Source organism: Streptomyces sp. NPDC005263 (genome assembly GCF_042872365.1).
Taxonomy (GTDB): domain Bacteria; phylum Actinomycetota; class Actinomycetes; order Streptomycetales; family Streptomycetaceae; genus Streptomyces.
On record NZ_JBIAKJ010000001.1, the window covers coordinates 1,549,145 to 1,568,512 of the forward strand.

A 19,368-nucleotide genomic window follows, 5' to 3' on the forward strand; every position below is an offset into this window, starting at 1 on the left:
GTGTGCCCCTTCTACGCTTCGGGGGTACGGGAGCCCGAAGGGACAGCAAGCGTGGCCAGCCGGATCCCGTAATCAAGACCCGGCGGCGCCTCGCACCAGCTGCGGTCCAGCGGAACGCGTTGGAGAGCGCTGGTCGGCCCGGTCAGCGCCCAGCCCCGTCAGATGCACGGTGACGTCTCCGCCGTCGGACGTGGAGCCGTCCCGATCGGCCACCAGGCGCCGTCATCCCGCGATGATCCACCCGTCCGCGCCGACGCACGCGTCACTGTCGGCCGAGACAGCGATGTGCACCCAGCTGACGCCGAGATTCACCTCGTCCAGATCCGCACGCAATGCGCGCGCGGAGGACGCCTGTTCGTCGGGGGACGTGTTCCACAGGCCGAGCGCGAAAGGCTCGACGTGGCTAGATCCGAGCGCGGACAGGCGCGCGAGGGTGCCAGGGCGGCCGGCCTCCAGAACCTCGATCACGCTGTACAACTGGGCGGCGAGGATGCCGGGGCTCATGCGTCGTCCTCCGGTTTTGCGGTTTGCGGGAAGGTCATACGCATGAAGGACCGGATCGGGCCGACGATGTCGAGATCCTGGTCGAGCAGCCACTGCAACTGAAGGCCGTTGAGCACGGCTTGAAGCAGGGTGGCCGCATCGTCGGGGCAGAGCGCCTCGTGGAGTTCGCCGCGTTCGTCCTTCCCGAGCATGCCCCGGGCGAACTGGTCGCGTCCCCAGGCGTAGCGCTGCGCGAAGTAGCCGTGCGCGGGGTGCTCCGGGCGTGAGGCGGCCGCCGCGAGCTCGATCCACAGGCGCATCAGTTCGGGGGCCTTCTGGTGGTGGCACAGCATGTCGCCGAGGTAGGGCGCCAGATGGTCCATGTCGGACACCTGCGACTCGGCGTACCGCCGTTCCCCGGCGTCGCGTTCGGCGAGCACGGCGGCCAGCAGGTCGTCCTTGTTGCGGAAGTGATGCAGCAACCCGGCGTGCGTGATGCCTGCTCGTTCGGCGATGTCGCGCAGCGAAGCCTTCGTGAAGCCGTGTTCCGCGAAGCTCTCGCGAGCCGCCCGGACGATCTCGGCCCGTCTGGCGGGGGTCTTGGTGTACGGGCCGCGGGCCTTGGCCTGGGTCACAGTGCGCTTCCTCTTCCCGGATCCCGCATCACACCTTCAAAAACCTTCCAGGCATTAGGTTTTCGTTGCCTGCTCGGAGTGTGGGCGGCGACCGTCGCAAGCACAAGGGGCGGGGCGCGACGATTTCGCGCCAGGTAACGCTCTGATTACGAACGGGGCTTCCCATCTTCCCGCGCCTTCCGTCGGGGCTTACCTTCCGAGTGAAATTCAACCACGTGGTAACTGTTCGCGTGACGGGACCAACCGGCGGATCCGCGACCGCCTCACCGTCCCTGTTCACCACCCGCATGCCGGCCTCACGGGGCTCCACCGCACACCCCCACACGTGCATCGGCCAACTCGTGCGCCCATGCATGACCGCGCCCACACACCGACGCACTGACGAAGGCCCCGGCTCTTCAGGTTCCAGGACGAAGGAATCCGCCCATGCGTATCCGCTTCTCGCATTCCCGGCCCATGCCACGGCCACGACAGCGCTCGCAGGCCCTTGCCGCAGCCGTGACCGTCGCCCTGCTGGCAACAGCCACTGCCGCGTGCGACAGCACCCCGGCCGCCACGTCGAACTCCGGCGCCGCCGCCGCCCTCTCGCTGTCCATCCTCGGCACACCCAACTCGTTCGACCCCGCCCAGCTCATCGAGGGCCAGCAGACCTACGTCTGGGATTCGATCTTCGACACGCTGCTCCTCCAGGACAACGAGGGCGTACTCCACCCCGGCGCGGCCCAGAGCTGGTCGTACTCCAAGGACGGCCGCGCGCTCACGCTGAAGATCCGCCAGGGCATGAAGTTCAGCTCGGGCGATCCCGTCGACGCGAACGCGGTGAAAGCCACCCTGGAGCGGATCCGGTCGACACCCGGGCAGAGCCGGCTGTCGCTGGCCTCCGTCTCCTCGGTCGAGACCCCCGACCCCGCGACGGTCCTCGTCAAGCTCAAGCAGCCCGATGCCTCACTGCTCGCCGCACTGTCGACGTCGCCCGGCGTGATCGGCGACCCGAAGACGATGGCGAACAAGAGCACCACCCTCAACCCTGTCGGCTCGGGTCCCTACACCCTCGACACCAAGGCCACGGTCAACGGCTCCGTCTACGTCCTCAAGAAGCGCGAGGACTACTGGAACCAGAAGGCGTATCCGTTCAAGACGGTCAAGATCCGCGTGATCACCGACCCGACCGCCTCGGCCAACGCCCTCAAGGCGGGCGAGACCAACGCCGGTACCGTCGACGTCTCGCAGATCTCCGCGATCAAGGCGGCCGGCTTCCGGATCTCGCACGTGCCGGCCACCGCGGGCGCCTTCCTCGTCCTCGGCGACCGCGCGGGCAGCAAACTGAAGGCGCTCGGCGACCTGCGCGTGCGCAAGGCCATCAACATGGCCTTCGACCGGCAGAAGATCGTCACCCAGATGCTGCGGGGCTCCGGCAAAGCCACCGACCAGTTGTTCAACCCGCAGGGCGGGGCCTACGACGAGTCGCTCAACAAGCTCTACCCCTATGACGTCACCGGGGCCAAGAAGCTCCTCGCCGAGGCCGGCTACCCCAAGGGATTCTCCGTCACCATGCCGAGCCTCGTCTTCACCAAGAGCTTCGAGCCGATCTTCACCCAGGCGCTCGCCGACATCGGCGTCAAGGTGACCTGGGAGCCGGTGCCCGCGCAGCAGACCACCACCGCCGTCGCCTCGGGCAAGTACCCGATGTTCCTGCTCGTTGAGGGCCTCGCCTCCGACGCCGTCATGACCCGCAGCTTCTACACCCCGGCCGGCTTCCGCAACGTCTTCCGCTCCACCGACCCGAAGCTGACCGACCTGCTCGGCCAGGCCTCCCGGGAACTCGACCCGGCCAAGTCCGCAGGGATCTACCGGGAGATCAACCAGTTCGGCGTCGAGCAGGCGTGGCTGGCGCCCGTCTTCTACCTCGGCACCGACTGGGCCACCAAGAAGGGCATCACCTATCTCGGTGACGGCTCCTCCACCATGGCCACCATCCGCCAGTTCGGCGTGGCCGGCTCCTCGCAGTCCGGCGGGTGAGCAGGCCACCATGACGCTCTATGTGCTGCGTCGCCTGACCGCGGGCCTCGTGCTCGCGGTCCTGGTGACCATGATCACGTTCACGCTGCTCAGCGCGTCGTTCGACGATGTCGCGAGCAGCGTCCTCGGCAACGGCGCCACCCCGCACCAGATCGCCGCCCAGAAGGCGCAGATGGGCCTCGACCGCCCCTTGGCGGCGCAGTACGGCGACTGGCTCGCGCACGCGGTCCGCGGTGACCTCGGCGCCTCGTACCTCACCAGTGAACCGGTCCGCTCGGCCATTACCGCCCGGCTCGGTGTCACCCTGTCGATCGTCGTCGTCGCGCTGCTCGCCACCTCCCTGATCAGCGTCGCCCTCGGGGTGGCCGCCGCCGCGCGCGGCGGCGCCGTCGACCGGTTCGCACAGGGCGCCGCGATGATCGGCTACCTCGTCCCGAGCCTGCTCGTCGCCATCGCACTGGTCTACGTGCTGGCCATCAAGCTGCATGTGTTCCCGGCCACCGGATACACCACCTTCAGCGAGAGTCCGAGCCCCTGGGCCAGCTCCATCGCCATTCCGGTGGTCGCCCTGATGATGGGCGGGATCGCCAGCCTGACCTCGCAGATCCGCGGCGCCATGATCGGTGAACTGCGCAAGGACTACGTCGGCATCCTGCGCACCCGGGGCATTCCGACTCGCTCCATCGTTCTGCGGCACGCCCTGCGCAACGCCGCGGGTCCGGCCCTGACGGTGCTGTCCCTGGAGTTCATCCAGATGCTCGGCGGGGCCCTGATCATCGAGCAGATCTTCGCGCTGCCGGGCTTCGGCCAGTACGCGTTCAACGCCTCCTTGCAGGGCGACGTGCCGATCATCATGGGCATCAGCCTGTTCGGCGTGCTGCTCGTCGTGGTCGTCAACCTCGTCGTCGACCTGCTGGGCAGCTGGCTCAACCCGAAGGCGAGGACGGTCAGTTGACCACCACACACAAGGAAGCGCGGCGCCGCTCGGCGCTCCGGCACCTGATCGCCGACCCGCAGGCCGTCGTCAGCGCGCGCCTGCTGATCGTCGTCGTCCTGCTGGGGCTCCTCGCACCCGTCCTCACCGAGCACGGTGCGAACGAGGCGAACCTGGACGCCGTCAACGCCGGCGTCGGCGACCACGGTTACCTGCTCGGCGGGGACAAGAGCGGCCGCGACACCTTCGCCAGGCTGCTGTTCTCCATCAACACGAGCGTGGTCTCGGCGCTCATCGGCGCGAGTATCGCCCTCGCGATCGGGATCACGTCCGGGCTGGTCGGCGGCTACTTCGGGAAGCGGGTACGCGGCGTCACCGAATGGCTCTTCAGCCTGGTCATGACGTTCCCCGGACTGCTCGTACTCATCATCCTGATGCCGGTCACCAAGGGCGACTACCGGGCCACCATGCTCGTCTTCGGCTTCCTGCTCTCCCCCGGCATCTACCGGCTCGTACGCAATCTGGTTCTCGGCGTGAAGAACGAGCTCTTCGTCGACGCCGCCCGGGTCTCGGAACTTCCCGACCGCCGCATCCTGCGACGGCACGTGTTCACCGTGGTGCGCGGCCCGGTGATCATCGCCACGGCATTCCTCGCCGGCCCCTCCATCGCCGTCCAGTCGGGCCTGGCCTTCCTGGGCGTCGGCTCGAACACCGTGCCGAGCTTCGGCGCGATGATCTCCGAGGGCTACACCAACCTGTACGAGGAACCACTGCAGTTCCTGTGGCCGAGCCTCGTCCTCGGCATCATCACGGCTTCGCTGGTGCTCCTGGGGAACGCGCTGCGGGACGCCTTGGAGGGCGGGCGCCCCAAGCCGGTCCGGATCGTGACCGCCACCGGGTACCGGCCTCCGGCCACGGAAGGGGCCGCCGTCGACGGACTGCTCACCGTCGACGACCTGGCGATCGCCTACCCGGCCCCCGACGGTGAACTGAAGGAGGTCGTCAGCGGCGTCACCCTGAGCGTGGCCGCCGGGGAGACCCTCGGCCTGGTCGGCGAGTCCGGCTCCGGCAAGACACAGACCGCGTTCGCCGCCCTCGGGGTGCTGCCCGCGGAGGCGGTCGTCACGCGCGGCTCGATCCGGCTCGACGGCCGCGAGCTGCTCGGCCTGAGCGAGCGCGAACTGCGCGCGGTACGAGGTACATCCATCGCCTACGTCCCCCAGGAACCCATGTCCAACCTGGACCCGTCCCGCACGGTGGGCGCCCAGCTCGTGGAGGGCCTGCGCGCCGCGACGCCCACGTCGAGGGGCGAGGCCCGCGAACAGGTCCTGGCGCTCCTCGCCCGGGTCGGCATACCCGACCCCGAACGCACCTTCCGCTCCTACCCGCACCAGATCTCCGGCGGCATGGCACAGCGCGTCCTCATCGCGGGTGCCGTCGCGAGCCGCCCCCTGCTGCTCATCGCCGACGAACCGACCACCGCTCTCGACGTGACCGTCCAGGCGGAGATCCTCGATCTGCTGCGCGACCTCCAACAGGAACTGAACATGGCTGTGCTGCTCGTGACCCACAACTTCGGCGTGGTCGCGGACATCTGCGGCCGCGTGGCCGTCATGCGGGAGGGCACGGTCGTCGAAACCGGCACGGCGGAAGAGCTGTTCGCCGCGCCGAAACACCCCTACACGCGCACGCTCCTGGACGCGATCCTCGACGAGACCGCACTGCGCACCGACCCGCCGGCCGCCCCCGCGGACGTACTCGAGACGGAGACCCGATGACCACACTGCTGGAGGTGAACGACCTGCGCGTCACCTACCCCGGGCGGGGCTTCCGGGCCCGCCCCCACGAAGTCCTGCACGCTGTGTCGCTCACCGTGGGCCAGGGCGAGACCCTGGGCGTCGTAGGCGAGTCGGGCTCCGGCAAGACGACCATCGGCCGCTCCGTGCTCGGCCTGGTGGCGCCCAGCGGAGGCACGGTCCGCTTCCAGGGCCACGACATCACCCACGCCGGGCGAAAGGAGCGCCGCGCCCTGGCCCGGGACATCCAGGTGGTCTTCCAGGACCCCTACTCCTCCCTCAACCCGGCCCTCACCATCGGTGACATCCTCAGCGAACCGCTGATCGTGCAGGGTGCCGCGGCGAGTGCGGCCCGGACCCGGGTCACAGAGTTGCTCGACCACGTGGGACTGCCGAAGGACGCCTCGCAGCGACTGCCGCGGGAGTTCAGCGGCGGCCAACGGCAGCGCGTCGCGATCGCCCGCGCCCTCGCGCCCGCCCCACGGCTCATCGTCTGCGACGAACCGGTCTCCGCGCTCGACCTCACCACCCAGGCCCGCGTCCTCGATCTGCTCATCGACATCCAGCGGCGCACCGGCGTCGCCTATCTGTTCATCTCGCACGACCTCGCGGTCATCCGGCACATCAGCCACCGCGTGAGCGTCATCCACCGGGGCGACATCGTCGAGACCGGACCAGCCAGCGACGTCACCACGAGCCCCGAACACCCTTACACGCAGAGGCTGTTGCTGGCCGCCCCGGTCGCGAACCCGGCCGAGCAGCGTCGGCGACGCGGGGCCCGGCAACACCTGTGATCCACTCGCCGTACCACCGAGCCGCTGTCGCGGGAGGGCGTCGATGTCCCGCGCGATATGTCCGTCGTCGGGTACGACGACAGTCACCCTTTCCATCTGATGCCGATCGGCCTGACCACCGTCCGCCAGGACGCCGCTCTCATGGCTGAGCATGCCGTACGGTTCGCCGTGGAGCGGCTGGAGAAACCGGACCTGGAAGCTCGGGCAGTCAGTCGTACTGGACCCGAAGCTGGTTGTACGCGGCACCAGTGACACAGCACCGTAGCCGTCGCCTTGAGGCATCGGCGACCGCGGGCTGAGGGAGCAGCCTCGGGGGATCGGGGCCGCGCCTGCGTTACGTCCCCCAGCAGTTGGGCTTTCGCCTTGCCGCACTGGGGATGGCACCGACCGCACGCCTGCCGGGATCGAGCTGGTGTGGGGCGTGTGCATACAGCAGGTCCTGGCCGACCGCACGCCTGCCGGGATCGAGCCCTTGACGATGTGGGTGAGGCGCCAGGATGAGCCGCGTTCAGTCGACAGCCGACGCGTTCACGGTTGTGAGGACGTCCTTTCGGCCTCTACAGGGCCGTCCGGTCCTCCGTGGGCGAAGAGCGCGCCGGTGGAGTAGTTCTTGACGCCGTCGAGGACGTGCGACCCGCCCGGACGCCGGGTGAGCCGGATGCGAATGTCCTGGATGTACTTGGTGCCCGGGCGCAATCGACAGGAGTTGGTTGGTTCTCGATCCATGCGAGCCCTCCGAGGTCCAGTTGGTGTTGGGCGCGCGTGACGGCGACGTAGGCGAGACGGGCGTCCGTTTCGCTCACGGTCTCTGGGATCGGCCGACCGCTGTCGTCCACCTGGTCGCTGTCCGGCGGCGGGGGAAAGTCGTCGGCGATTCTGACCCTGAGCCACTCCCGACCTTTTGCCGTGTGAGCGGTGGATACCGTGACCTCGGCTTTGACTTCGACGGTCAGCGCGTCGACGGCGGCGATGACGGCTTCAGGCCCGTAGGCGTCGACAAGTTCTACGAACGGCTGGAGATCTCGGCCGGCGGGATCGTATTCCGCGTACTCCTGCAACTCACCCCAGGAGGCGAAGAGAACCAGACGCGGCCCGACGCCGCGCCGCGCTCTCCGCCCGGTTCCCGGGCGAGCGGCTGGTGATCCCGTCCGGGAACCTCCTGACCCGCTCGAACGACACCCACCACCCGTTCCGCCCCTACACCGGGTACGCGCACCTGACGGGCGATCAAGCCCGGGGCGGCGCCCTGGTGCTGGAGCCCCGGGCGGACGGCGGCCACGACGCGCACTGCTACCAGCTGCCCCGCGACAGCCGGGACAGCGACGAGTTCTGGACGGGCTACACGGCCGAGCTGTGGATGGGCCGCCGCCGCACACTCGCCGAGTCGCAGCGGGTACTGGGACTGCCCTGCCGGGACGTGCGGTCGATCGCCGAGGACCTGGCCGGGTCGGGCACACCCACCCGGGTCGTCCGCGGCGTCGACCCGGCCCTTGAGGCGGTGCTCGACACCGACGAGGAGCGGGACGAGGAACTCGAAGAGGCGTTGTCCGGGCTGCGGTTGGTCAAGGACGACTGGGAGATCGGCGAGCTGCGCCGCGCCGTGGACGCGACGGTCCGCGGCTTCACCGATGTCGTACGGGAGTTGTCGCAGGCCGTGGCGACCTCGGAGCGGTGGATCGAGGGCACCTTCTTCCGCCGCGCCCGCGTCGAGGGCAACCAGGTCGGCTACGGCTCCATCTGCGCGGCCGGCGAACACGCCACGATCATGCACTGGACCGACAACGACGGCCCGGTCCGTCCGGGCGAACTGCTCCTGCTGGACGCGGGCGTGGAGACCCGCACCCTCTACACCGCCGACATCACGCGCACCCTCCCCATCAACGGAACGTTCACGCCGCTCCAGCGCCAGATCTACGACGCGGTGTTCGAGGCGCAGGAGGCGGGTCTGGCGGCGGTCAAGCCGGGCGCCGCCTATCGGGACTTCCACGAGGCGGCCCAGCGCTCGCTGGCCGCCCGGCTGGTGGAGTGGGGCCTTCTGGAGGGCCCCGCGGACCGCGTCCACGCCCTCGACCTCCAGCGCCGCTTCACCATGGCGGGTACCGGCCACATGCTCGGGCTCGACGTCCACGACTGTGCGCGGGCCCGCACCGAGGAGTACGTCGACGGTGTCCTCGAACCCGGCATGGTGCTCACCGTCGAACCCGGGCTGTACTTCCAGCCGGACGATCTGACGGTGCCGGAAGAGTGGCGGGGCATCGGCGTCCGGATCGAGGACGACGTCCTGGTGACGGCGGACGGGCACGAGAACCTGTCGGCCGCCCTGCCGCGCTCCTCGGACGAGGTGGAGGCGTGGATGCGGGAGTTCGCGGGCTGAACCGGCCCGGGGTGGGGCAGGCCCGGGGAGGATGAGCTGACGAGGCGCCGTCGGCGACCTGAACGCCGGCGGTGCCTGTCAGGCCTCGGGGGCGGGCACCACGCTCAGGTGTCCCGCCGTACGCCGCGGACGCGCCGTACGTCGCGTCGCGGGTGCCGGACGGCGCGCGGGGCGCAGTACCAGCGTCAGCCGGGTGTAGCCCAGGTCCCTCAGGGTCGCCGAGGTCTCGTCGACGATCCGGCAGTCGGTGGCGCCCCAGCGCGGGTCGGGGTGCACCAGCGGGCGGACCGCGCCGTCGTGCTCGACGGCCTGCTCGCCGACCGCGCGGATCCAGTGCGGCAGGCCGTGCCGGTAGGCGGCGTCCATGATCGGGTCCTGGGCGATCTCGCGGCGGATGGACTCCAGCGCGTGGTCGTGGCCGTGCCGCTCCACGGTGGCGGCGAAGTGCGCCAGCGCCGGCAGGCACCAGCGCGACTCGTGCTCGGCGAGGACGGTGCCGGCGTCGGGGTGGAAGAGGACGAATCTGAGGAAGTTGTCGCCCGGCATGGCCGTCGGGTGCGGACCCACGCCACCGAAAAGTGACGCGAATGCGGTGTTCGCGAGCACGACGTCCCAGCGGTGGTCGAGGACGACGGACGGGAACGTGACGGCTTCCAGGAGGGTGGCGTAGTCCTGGAGATACGTACGGGCCTCAGGCCCTTCGGGGACGGACCGCGGTACGGACCGCTGCCCACCTGCCTGATATGCCATCGGGAGGTCACCCCTCTTGCCTCTGCGGCCTTCACGCGGCGCCCTTGATCCTGCTTCCCCGACGCGAGCGGTGTCAACTATCGTGGCATTTCATGCCCGTTGACGGCAGAAATTGGCCACAGTTGTGGCGACACCTGGATGTGAGTTCGAACAACCGGCTAGTCTCCGTGAAGTTCACGGCATCCGCTTGTGAGAAGCCTGTGAGAGACCTAGGAGATCTGTCGGTGTCGATCGGCTTCGAGGGTCCCGGCGACGCGGCGTCGACTGTGCTGTCGGCCGTCGTCGGCCGTGTCACCGCACTGGCCGACCGGCTCGGCGTGCCGCATGCGGAGATCTTCGGCCCCGGTGCGCTGTCCGTCGCCTCGGGTGTGCCGGAACCCGTGGTCAAGGCCCTGCTGAGCGGCCGGCCCGCCGGGCAGCCCGATGTGCAGGCCCGGTTCCTGCAACGGCTGGACCTGCTGCGGCGCACCCGGCTCAAGCCCAACGGGCGCAAGTACACCCAGCAGGAGATAGCCGACGGCGCGGGGATGTCCCGGCAGCAGGCCGGAGCGCTGATCAACGGTGACCGGCGCCCCACCATGGAGCACTGCGACGCCATCCAGCGTTTCTTCCGGGTGCACGCGGGTTTCCTCACGGCCGAGGACCCCGAGGCGCTCGCCGGTGCCCTCCAGCGCACCGAGCAGGAGCTCCTGCAGAGGCTCGCCGAACGGGAGGCGGCCGCGGCGCTCGACGATCCGCTGGAACGGCTGCTGCAGGACCACGGTGTCCGCGGGATCGCCTGGCGGGCCGCTCAGCTGCCCACCGACCAGCACCGTGACAAGGTCGCGGAGTGGCTGGACATGCTCCTGGAGAGCGTCAAGCGTCCCGAGTCCTGATCCGGGGGCGGCCGTGGCCGTCCGCTTCAGCCCGGAGGGGCGTGCCCGCCGGGGAGTTCGGTGCGCTCGGGCCTCCGCTAAGCGGGCGAACCGGCGTGCGGCGGGGCCGGATTGTCAGTGGCGGGCGGCAAGCTGGAAGTGCGCCGCCGTGTGCGGCGTGACCGACGCAGTCGACCTGGGGAGAGCCGTCCGATGCACACCGCCGTACTGACCGACCGCGAGCGCGCCGCCGTCCAGGCCTATCTTCGGCTGCTGCACACGGTGCGGGCCGCGTTCGACGTGGCGCCCGGACCGCCGGACGCCGGCCGACCACCCGTCGTCCCGCCCGCGGTGCTCGCCGAGGCGGAACAGGCCCTGGCCGAGGCGGGGCTGACGGGCAATGAGGAGGAGTTCTTCCGGCTGCTGCACACCTGGTACCCGCCGCAGCCGTAGCCGCCACGCGCCCGGGACCCACCCGTCGTGCCGTGCGTCAGCCGTACGGCACGGTGACGGCCGTCGCCACCAGTCCGCGCCCGACGGCCCAGCGGCCGTCGAAGTGCCCGAGCCGTCGGCCGCCCACCACCGGCCCGGGCACGAGGAGTTCGGCGCGGAAGGAGCCATGCAGCCGCTCTCCGGGGTCGACGCCGATCTCGACGTCGGCCTCGGAGAAGTCGAGCCACTGCCGGGTGAGGGGGAACCACGCCTTGTAGACGGACTCCTTGGCGCTGAACAGGAGCCGGTCCCAGTGGGCCCCGGGATGGTCCTGGGCGAGCCGGAGCAGGCGCTCCCGTTCGGCGGGCAGCGCCACGGCGCCCAGGACGCCGTCCGGGAGCGGCCCGTCGGGTTCGGCGTCGATGCCGAGGGAGGCCAGGTCGGTGAGGCGGACCAGGGCGGCGGCGCCGTACCCGTCGCAGTGGGTCATGCTGCCGGCCAGTCCGGCGGGCCACTGCGGGGCACCGCGCTCCCCGGGCAGGACGGGCTGCGGCGGCACCCCGAGCTTCTCCATGGCCCGGCGGGCGCAGGAGCGCACGACGGCGAACTCACGGCGCCGCTTGCGGACCGCCTGGGCCACGACGGCCGCTTCCTCGGGGTACAGACCTGTGGTCGCGGGCTCCTCGTGGCCGTACGCCTCCACGGTCACCACCGAGCCGGGCAGCAGTTCCTCGATCACGGCGCCGCCGTCTCCCTCGGGGCGATGCGGCGCAGCCGGCCCGGGGGTTCGGAGCGTTTGCGCCACTCGCGGGGGTAGCCCACCGACACCTCCTCGAAGCGGACGCCCTCGTGCCAGGTGGTGCGGGGGATGTGCAGATGGCCGTAGACCATGGTCTCGACGCGGAACCTGCGGTGCCAGTCGGCGGTGAGCCGGGTGCCGCACCACATGGCGAACTCGGGGTGCCACAGGACGTCCGTGGGGTGCCGGTCCAGCGGGTAGTGGTTGACGAGGACGGCGGGCAGGTGGTCGGGAAGCGCGGCGAGCCGGCGTTCGGTCTCGGCGACCCGGGCCCGGCACCAGGCCTCCCGGGTCGGGTAGGGGTCGGGGTGCAGGAGGGCCTCGTCGGTGCAGACGATCCCGGTGGAGTGCGCGTACTCCAGTCCCTCGTCCTTGGTCGAGCAGCCGGCCGGCAGGAAGGTGTAGTCGTAGAGCAGGAAGAGCGGGGCCACCGCGACCGGACCGCCGGGGCCGTTCCAGATGGGGTAGGGATCCTCGGGTGTGGTCACGCCGAGTTCCCGGCAGATGTCGACGAGGTGGTCGTAGCGGGCGACTCCGCGCAGGGTGACGGTGTCCTTGGGGTGGGTCCACAGTTCGTGGTTGCCCGGGACCCAGACGACCTTGCGGAAGCGGCCCGCGAGCGTCTTCAGCGCCCAGCGGATGTCGGCCACGGTCTCCGCGACGTCACCGGCCACCAGCAGCCAGTCGTCGTCGGTCTCCGGCCGCATCCGTTCGACCAGCGCGCGGTTCTCCTCGTAGCCGATGTGCAGGTCACTGATGGCCAGCAGCTGTCCGGCACCGCCGACCGTCGACGTCACCTCTCGCCTCCTCCGGGCTCCCGAATGTGACCACGAGAACATATCCGCGGGCCCGAGGACAAGGGCGACTCGGGCCGTCCGGCCTGCGGGTCCGGCCGGACGTCCGGCGGCACGCCGGCCCGTGGTCCAGCAGCCCGCCCGCGGTGCTCGTTTCCACGACCACATTTCGTGCCGCGGTGCTCCGCACGCCTCGTACCAGCGGTGTTGCCCGCTCGGCGGGGAGGGTGCCGGCATGATCGGGTAATCCGTAACACGCGCGTTGCACGCGCGCCCCTTCGGAACCCGTATGATCGCCCCAACACCACCGCACACCCCCCTTCGCACGGGGGCGGTTTGGTGTACCTCCCAACACCCTGGCCGGGCACGGCCTGCTTCGCCGTGCCCGTGAACCCTGAAAGGCGGCCTGAATGGTCTCTCGCGTACGCGTCTGGCTCAACCGCACGTACGCGGAGAACGTCTTCTTCATGGATCAGCTGCGGAGAAATCCCAGCGACCGTGCCGTCGAGATCCATGCGACTCACGGTGACGCCGACTCCCCCGTCCTGGCCGCCGCCGACACCGCCGACCTGGAGCCGGAGGGTCTGTCCCCGGCCGGGTACGTGGAGTACGCGCTGGACCAGTGCGTACGACGCGGCATCGACGTGTTCGTGCCCCGGCTGCACCAGTCGGCGATCGTGGCGCACCGCGCCGAGTTCGAGGCGGCCGGGACGGCGCTGCTCGCCCCGCCGCCGGAGGCCGTGGCCGTCTTCCACGACAAGGTGATCGCCTACGAGGCCGTCCAGGCCACCGGGGTGCCGGTGCCGCCCTGGTGGCGGGCCCGGTCGGCGGACGAACTGGTCGCGGCCGTCGAGGAGTTGGAGGCCGGCGGGCACAAGGCGTGCTTCAAGCCCGCGTCCGGCGCCGGCGGGGTGGGCTTCCGGATCATCACCCGCACCCCCTTCTCGCTCGCGCAACTCAACGGCTTCCCGAGTCCGTACGTCTCGCTCGACCTGGTGCTGGAAGCGCTGAAGCAGACGGACGAGCCGGTGGACTGGCTGGTCATGCCGCGCCTGGAGCAGCCGGAGGTGTCGGTCGACTGCCTGACCGGACCCGACAACCGGATCCGGCTGGCCATCGGCCGCACCAAGAACGGCCGCCGTCGCGGGTTCACGCTCGCCGAGCAGTGGCTGGAGCCCGCGCGACAGATCGCGGAGGGCTTCGGGCTGCACTACCTGTCCAACATCCAGTTCCGGATGTTCGGTGACACGCCGGTCCTGATGGACGTCAACACCCGCCCGGCCGGCGGTCTGCACCAGCTGTCCCTGTGCGGGGTCAACGTCCCGTGGGCCGCGGTGCAGTTGGCGCTCGGCGAGGACCCGGGCGAGATGGCTCCGCCGTTCCTCGGGCAGGACTACACGGTGGTGTCAGGGCCACGGCCGTTGCGCGCGGTGTCCATTCCGCAGCAGTCGTCGCCCCCGCCGGTGGAGCGGGCGCCGATCGAGCCCGCCCCCGTCGAGCCCGCCCCGATCGGCTCGGCGGTCAGGACCGAGGTGACCGGCGCGCTGCGCCTGGAGGCCACGGCGGGCGCTGCCAGCCCCTCACACCCTCTGCCACGGCACTAGTCGCGGCGCCCCGGCGCCGAGGTGCCGGGGCCGCGGCAGGTCAGCCGCGGGTGGCGAGCGCCTCGCGCCACACCGGGCTGTCGACGTAGTGGTTGTCGAACCGCTGCGCCGAGTCCTTGATCTCCTGGGGATCGGCCTCGCCGCGCATCACCCGCCCCAGGAGCCGCAGATAGTCGAAGCGGCCCGCGCCCGGCGTGAACACGAACAGCACGTCGGCCGTCCTGCCGGGCGCGGCGGCGAAGGCGTGCGGGGTGTGCGGGGGCACGACGAGGAAGTCGCCCGCGTCGAGGACGGTGATCTCCTCGCCCACCAGCACCTGGAGCGATCCGTCGATCACCAAGAACAACTCGGACGCCTGGGTGTGCAGATGGGCGGGCGCTCCGACGGCGCCCTCGGCGAAGGTCGACCGGTAACTGGTGAGCCGCCCGCCGGTGTGGTCGGAGTCCGCGAGGAGCGTCATCACACTGCTGGGGTCGCTCGTCGTCTCGGCCTCGGCGGCCCGGGTGAGAACCGGTGCGAAGGGCGCGGTCATCGTGGTCTCTGACTCCCTGTTCGTCATCATGTCCACAACTCTAGGGAGCCGATCGACCGGTGACGGGGGGCATTTCAGGGCCGAAACCATGGGTCAATTCGCCGAGGCTGCAAGGCTCTGCTCAGAAGCGGCCCGATCCCCGGTACAGCTCCAGCTCTCCGTCCAGTTCGACCGCGAGCACCGTGGCGTGCGGGTCGAGGTCCGCCGCGGCGGGCGGGTCGATCCACAGCACGCCGACCGCCTCGTGCAGCCCGCCCACGACCCGGTGGGCGAGTTCGGTGCCGGTGCCGAGGACGGTGACCTTGCGGACCGGTGTGACCAGGCCGCGCACGCCGATCTCGGCGCGCGGGATGTCGTACAGGGTGAGGTAGACGGTGCGGCGGTCGGCGGAGAGGGTGCTGGGACCGTAGTGGTGCCCGGCCGGCAGTCCGCGGACCGTCCCGTACACGGCCTCGGAGTGCCTGCGGATCCACTCCCCCAGTCCTTCGAGACGTTCGACCTGCGGCTCGGGGATGGTGCCGTCCTCCCTCGGGCCGACGTCCAGGAGCAGGTTGCCGCCCCCGCCGATGGTCTCGGTGAAGTACCGGATCAGCTGGCTGAGCGACTTGTGGTTGTGGTCGTGGTGCTGGTAGCCCCACGAGTCGTTGATCGTCAGGCACAACTCCCAGGGACCGGCGGGCGGTTCGATGGGGGCGCCCTGTTCGGGGGTGGCGTAGTCGCCCTCGCTGAGCATGCGGGCGTTGAAGACGACGTCGGGCGAGTAGGAGCGGATGAGCGCGGCGAGCTCGGGGATGCGCCACTGTTCCTCGCTGCGGTCCCACTCGCCGTCGAACCACATCAGGTCGGGCCGGTAGCGGGAGGCGAGCTCGCGGATCTGGCCGTCGCGGTAGGCGATGAACCGCTCCCAGGCAGCCAGGTCCTCGTCCTCGGCCGCGACCTCGGAGTAGCGGTTGTCCTCCTGCTCCGGCGGGCGGCCCGGCTTGCGGGTGGAGGCGTAGTCGGGGTGGTTCCAGTCGGAGTGCGAGTAGTAGAAACCGACCTTGAGGTCCTTCTCGCGCAGGGCGTCGACGTAGCCGGTGAGGTAGTCGCGGCCCAGGTTGAGGTCGCCGTACGCGGTGTCCCACAGGGCGACGCCGTCGTGGTGGCGGCTGGTGAGGACGGCGTACCGGGCGCCCGCTCGGGCGAACAGGTCGGCCCAGGCCCTGGGGTCGTAGCGGGCTCCGGTGAAGCGGTCGAGCTGGGACATGTACTGGTCGTGCGGGACGATGTCGTCGTAGAACGACCAGGACTCCTGGACTCCGTCGACGGCGTAGATCCCCCAGTGGACGAAGATCCCCAACTTGGCGTCGGTGAACCACTGCTGCATGGACACGGCTGAACTCCTCTACAGGGCAAGGTCACGCGGTGGAAGCAGGGACGTTCGGAGAGAAGGAGCGGGGAAGGGGGGCGGGCGCGGCGGGCGCGCCCGCCCCCGGGGCCGGTGCTAGCGGCCGGTGGTGCCGCGCTCCAGGCGGAGCGTCAGCACCTGGAACGGGCGCAGGGCCACCGCGACCGTGCCGTCGGTGCCGACCTCAGCACTCTCCAGCGGGCGTTCCAGCAGGTCGGTGACGCGCGCGCCGGCCAGCGGGAAGCCGGTGCGCAGCACGCCCTGGCCGCGGCCGCCGCGGGACTCGTAGAGGCGGACGACCACGTCGCCGGACTCGTCGTCGGCGAGCTTGACCGCCTCGACGGTCACGCCCTCGCCGTCCACGGAGACGACCGGCTCCGGGGTCCCCGCCGTGTCCGCCACCCGCAGCGGCAGGTTCAGGGCGTAGCCCTCGGCGACCGCGTCCTCGATGCTCGCGCCGGGGAGCAGGGAGTACGTGAACCGGTGCGCCCCCTGGTCGGCCTCGGGGTCCGGGATGCGCGGGGCGCGCACCAGGCTGAGCGCGACCGTGGTGGTCGTACCGCCGTCCTCGCGGACCGTTCGGGTCACGTCGTGGCCGTACGTCGAGTCGTTGATGACCGCGACGCCGTAGCCGGGCTCGCCGACGTGCACCCAGCGGTGGCCGGAGACCTCGAAGCGGGCCGCCTCCCACGTGGTGTTGGTGTGGGTGGGGCGCTGGACGTGCCCGAACTGGATCTCCGCGGAGGAGTGCGCGGCGCGGACGTCCACCGGGAAGCCGGCCTTGAGGATCTTCTCTGCCTCGTGCCAGTCGATCTCGGTGGCGAAGTCGATCCTGGGGCTGCCGGCGCGCAGGGTGATGGTCTGGGTGAGCGTCGAGCCCTTGCCGAAGGAGCGCGTCACGCGGATCGCGCCGAGCAGGGGGTCCTCCTCGACGACGGCCACCGACTCCGCTTCCAGCAGGTCCGTGTAGCGGTTCCGGTAGTGCTTGTCGATGTCCCAGGCGTCCCAGTAGTTCGGGAGGTCGGTGTGCAGACGGAGCAGGTTGCCCGAGCCGGCGAGGACCTCGCGGTCGGCCCGCAGATCGCGTACGGAGGACAGGGTGCCGTCCGCGGCGACCTCCACCCGGACCAGGCCGTTGTCGAGGGTCCGCCCCGCGACCTTCACCGGCTGTGGGGGCTGGGCGTCGGTCAGCGGCGCGCTGCCGCTCGCGGGTACCTCCACGTACGCCGGTGTGCCGTCGGCCGCACGGACCACGTCGGAGCGGTCGTACGGGCTGGTGTTGAGCACGCGGGGGCCTCCGGCGCCCAGCGCGGCGACCGCCTCGGCGGTCAGCGCCTCCAACTCCTCGGCCACCCGGGCGTATTCGGCCTCCGCCTCACGGTGCACCCAGGCGATCGACGATCCGGGCAGGATGTCGTGGAACTGGTGCAGCAGGACCGTCTTCCACAGCCGGTCGAGCTTCTCGTACGGGTACGCGTAGCCCGGCGCGTGCAGCGCGGCCGTGGTCGCCCACAACTCGGCCTCGCGGAGCTTGTGTTCGCTGCGCCGGTTGCCCTGCTTGGTGCGGGCCTGGGAGGTGTAGGTGGCGCGGTGCAGCTCCAGGTAGAGCTCGCCGTTCCAGACGGGGGCGTCCGGGTACTCGTCCCGGGCGGCCTTGAAGAAGTCGTCGGGGTGTTCCACGACGACCTTGGGCGAGCCCTCCAGGTCGGCGAGCCTGCGCGCGCGTTCCATGATCTCGCGGGTGGGGCCGCCGCCGCCGTCTCCCCAGCCGAAGGGCGCCAGCGAGCGGGTACCGCCGCCCTTCTCGCTGTAGTTGCGGACCGCGCGGTCCATCTCCTCGCCGCTGAAGCGGGCGTTGTAGGTGTCGACGGGCGGGAAGTGGGTGAAGATGCGGGTGCCGTCGATGCCCTCCCACCAGAAGGTGTGGTGGGGGAACTTGTTGGTCTGGTTCCAGGAGATCTTCTGGGTGAGGAACCACTCGTTGCCGGCCAGCTTGGCGAGCTGCGGGTAGGCGGCGGTGTAGCCGAAGGAGTCGGGCAGCCAGACGCCCTTGGTCTCGACGCCGAAGTGCTCGATGAAGAACCGCTTGCCGTGGATGAGCTGGCGGGCCATGGCCTCGCCGCCGGGCAGGTTGCCGTCGGCCTCGACCCACATGCCGCCGACCGGCGCCCACTGGCCCTTCTTGACCGAGTCCTGGATGCGGGCCCACACCTTGGGGTAGTTGTCGCGCACCCACTCGTACTGCTGGGCCTGGGAGCAGGCGAAGATGAAGTCCTCGTACTCGTCGGCCAGGGACGTCACGTTGGAGAAGGTGCGGGACGTCTTGCGCTTGGTCTCGCGGATCGGCCACAGCCAGGCGGAGTCGATGTGCGCGTGGCCGACACCGGAGACGGTGTGGGCGCTGGCGTGCGCGGGCCGGGCCAGGACGGGGGCGAGTACCTCGCGGACGGCGGCGGCGCTGCCGGAGACGTCGTCCAGGTCCAGGGTGTCCATGGCCCGGTCGAGGGCGTGCATGATCTCGTGGCGGCGCGGTTCGTGCTCGCCGAGGTGGACCATGAGTTCGCGCAGCACCTGAAGGTCCAGGTCGAGGTGCCAGACCTCCTCGTCCAGGACGGCGATGTCGGCGCACCGGAAGGTGTACAGCGGCTTGTCACCGGCGGTCAGGACGTCACCGAGGTGGGTGGTCTTCGAGAAGTTGTCGGCGAGGATGTCCGGGTTGGAGGCGGCCTCGACCAGGTAGTCGACCGTCTCGCCGCCCGTCGCCGGGTTGGCGATCGGTACGTACTGGTTGAGCGGGTTGACCGCCTTGAGCGGGGTCCCGTCGGTCAGGTGGACCAGCGCCTCGGCCTGGTTGCCCGGCCAGTCGCCCACGAAGCCGAGGTCGATGACGGCCTCGACGCGCCGTCCCGCCCACTCGGCCGGCACCTGCCCGCGCATCCGGAACCAGGTCGTGCCCCACGGCGGGCCCCAGGGGGTGTCCATCGCGAAGGGCGCGTAGGGCGCGGCGGCGGCCTCCGCGAACGGGACCGGCTCGCCCGGCGCCTGCCAGGCCTCGACCTCGAAGGGGACGGTGGCCGCGTAGATGGCGGGCTTGATGCGCTGGGTGTGGACGCGCTCGACGCGCTCCTCGATCCGGCGGCGTTCGTCGTGCATGAAGATCTCCAGGAAACAGGAAGCCAGG

General features: G+C 70.6%; 16 protein-coding genes and 3 pseudogenes. 9 read left to right on the forward strand and 10 right to left on the reverse strand.

Features of this window, described 5'->3' with window-relative positions; genetic code table 11:
• Positions 1–222: 222 nt before the first annotated feature.
• Together ACFYRY_RS07130 and ACFYRY_RS07135 are read right to left on the reverse strand one after the other, a co-directional pair.
• Positions 223–504, reverse strand: coding sequence for a hypothetical protein (locus ACFYRY_RS07130; protein ID WP_389140897.1), 282 nt, complete (start codon positions 502–504; stop codon positions 223–225).
• Positions 501–1,118 carry a TetR/AcrR family transcriptional regulator gene (locus ACFYRY_RS07135; RefSeq protein ID WP_389140899.1) on the reverse strand — a complete coding sequence of 206 codons (618 nt, stop codon included), beginning with the start codon at positions 1,116–1,118 and terminating at the stop codon, positions 501–503. The genes ACFYRY_RS07130 and ACFYRY_RS07135 overlap by 4 nt, the downstream gene beginning before the upstream one ends.
• A gap of 456 nt (positions 1,119–1,574) precedes the next feature.
• Between ACFYRY_RS07135 and ACFYRY_RS07140 the strand changes: the two genes are divergently transcribed.
• From ACFYRY_RS07140 to ACFYRY_RS07160, 5 genes and pseudogenes are all read left to right on the forward strand, one after another.
• A complete protein-coding gene (locus ACFYRY_RS07140) occupies positions 1,575–3,137 on the forward strand; it encodes an ABC transporter substrate-binding protein (protein ID WP_389140901.1) in 1,563 nt (520 codons plus the stop codon).
• A gap of 10 nt (positions 3,138–3,147) precedes the next feature.
• A complete protein-coding gene (locus tag ACFYRY_RS07145) occupies positions 3,148–4,092 on the forward strand; it encodes an ABC transporter permease (RefSeq protein WP_389140903.1) in 945 nt (314 codons plus the stop codon).
• A complete protein-coding gene (locus ACFYRY_RS07150; protein ID WP_389140905.1) occupies positions 4,089–5,849 on the forward strand; it encodes an ATP-binding cassette domain-containing protein in 1,761 nt (586 codons plus the stop codon). Before ACFYRY_RS07145 ends, ACFYRY_RS07150 begins: the two co-directional genes overlap by 4 nt.
• Positions 5,846–6,661 carry an ATP-binding cassette domain-containing protein gene (locus ACFYRY_RS07155; protein ID WP_389140907.1) on the forward strand — a complete coding sequence of 272 codons (816 nt, stop codon included), beginning with the start codon at positions 5,846–5,848 and terminating at the stop codon, positions 6,659–6,661. The genes ACFYRY_RS07150 and ACFYRY_RS07155 overlap by 4 nt, the downstream gene beginning before the upstream one ends.
• A gap of 24 nt (positions 6,662–6,685) precedes the next feature.
• Positions 6,686–6,926: pseudogene (locus ACFYRY_RS07160) on the forward strand (substrate-binding domain-containing protein); the annotation flags it as partial.
• Positions 6,927–7,189: 263 nt separating this feature from the next.
• On the opposite strand, the gene ACFYRY_RS07165 reads toward ACFYRY_RS07160, so the two are convergent.
• Entirely contained in the window at positions 7,190–7,387 is a 198-nt protein-coding gene (locus tag ACFYRY_RS07165; RefSeq protein WP_389141140.1) for a hypothetical protein, read from the reverse strand.
• A gap of 77 nt (positions 7,388–7,464) precedes the next feature.
• Positions 7,465–7,719, reverse strand: a pseudogene (locus tag ACFYRY_RS07170) (DNA helicase); the annotation flags it as partial.
• On the opposite strand from ACFYRY_RS07170, the pseudogene ACFYRY_RS07175 reads away from it, so the two are divergent.
• Positions 7,662–9,035: pseudogene (locus tag ACFYRY_RS07175) on the forward strand (aminopeptidase P family protein); the annotation flags it as partial. The pseudogenes ACFYRY_RS07170 and ACFYRY_RS07175 sit on opposite strands and share 58 nt — an antisense overlap.
• A 78-nt stretch (positions 9,036–9,113) precedes the next feature.
• Here ACFYRY_RS07175 and ACFYRY_RS07180 read toward each other — a convergent pair.
• Complete coding sequence (locus tag ACFYRY_RS07180) at positions 9,114–9,785, reverse strand: hypothetical protein (RefSeq protein ID WP_389140909.1); 672 nt, start codon at positions 9,783–9,785, stop codon at positions 9,114–9,116.
• Between the two features lie 224 nt (positions 9,786–10,009).
• On the opposite strand from ACFYRY_RS07180, the gene ACFYRY_RS07185 reads away from it, so the two are divergent.
• Positions 10,010–10,660 (forward strand): helix-turn-helix domain-containing protein, encoded by a 651-nt coding sequence (locus ACFYRY_RS07185; protein WP_389140911.1) that lies wholly within the window; start codon positions 10,010–10,012, stop codon positions 10,658–10,660.
• A gap of 192 nt (positions 10,661–10,852) precedes the next feature.
• Entirely contained in the window at positions 10,853–11,092 is a 240-nt protein-coding gene (locus ACFYRY_RS07190) for a hypothetical protein (RefSeq protein ID WP_389140913.1), read from the forward strand.
• Positions 11,093–11,129: 37 nt separating this feature from the next.
• Here ACFYRY_RS07190 and ACFYRY_RS07195 read toward each other — a convergent pair whose 3' ends face one another.
• Together ACFYRY_RS07195 and ACFYRY_RS07200 are read right to left on the reverse strand one after the other, a co-directional pair.
• Positions 11,130–11,810 carry a 4'-phosphopantetheinyl transferase gene (locus ACFYRY_RS07195; protein WP_389140915.1) on the reverse strand — a complete coding sequence of 227 codons (681 nt, stop codon included), beginning with the start codon at positions 11,808–11,810 and terminating at the stop codon, positions 11,130–11,132.
• Positions 11,807–12,667: a metallophosphoesterase family protein gene (locus ACFYRY_RS07200; RefSeq protein WP_389140917.1), complete on the reverse strand. Its 861-nt coding sequence runs from the start codon at positions 12,665–12,667 to the stop codon at positions 11,807–11,809. The genes ACFYRY_RS07195 and ACFYRY_RS07200 overlap by 4 nt, the downstream gene beginning before the upstream one ends.
• Before the next feature lie 407 nt (positions 12,668–13,074).
• On the opposite strand from ACFYRY_RS07200, the gene ACFYRY_RS07205 reads away from it, so the two are divergent.
• Positions 13,075–14,268 carry an ATP-grasp domain-containing protein gene (locus ACFYRY_RS07205; protein ID WP_389140919.1) on the forward strand — a complete coding sequence of 398 codons (1,194 nt, stop codon included), beginning with the start codon at positions 13,075–13,077 and terminating at the stop codon, positions 14,266–14,268.
• A gap of 40 nt (positions 14,269–14,308) precedes the next feature.
• On the opposite strand, the gene ACFYRY_RS07210 is transcribed toward ACFYRY_RS07205, so the two are convergent.
• From ACFYRY_RS07210 to ACFYRY_RS07220, 3 genes are all read right to left on the reverse strand, one after another.
• On the reverse strand, positions 14,309–14,830 hold the full coding sequence (locus ACFYRY_RS07210) for a cupin domain-containing protein (RefSeq protein WP_389140921.1): 522 nt from the start codon (positions 14,828–14,830) through the stop codon (positions 14,309–14,311).
• A gap of 91 nt (positions 14,831–14,921) precedes the next feature.
• Positions 14,922–16,172: an alpha-L-fucosidase gene (locus ACFYRY_RS07215; protein WP_389140923.1), complete on the reverse strand. Its 1,251-nt coding sequence runs from the start codon at positions 16,170–16,172 to the stop codon at positions 14,922–14,924.
• A gap of 111 nt (positions 16,173–16,283) precedes the next feature.
• The gene (locus ACFYRY_RS07220; RefSeq protein ID WP_389140925.1) at positions 16,284–19,340 is read right to left on the reverse strand and encodes an alpha-mannosidase; all 3,057 of its coding nucleotides are present in this window, start codon (positions 19,338–19,340) and stop codon (positions 16,284–16,286) included.
• Positions 19,341–19,368: the final 28 nt, after the last annotated feature.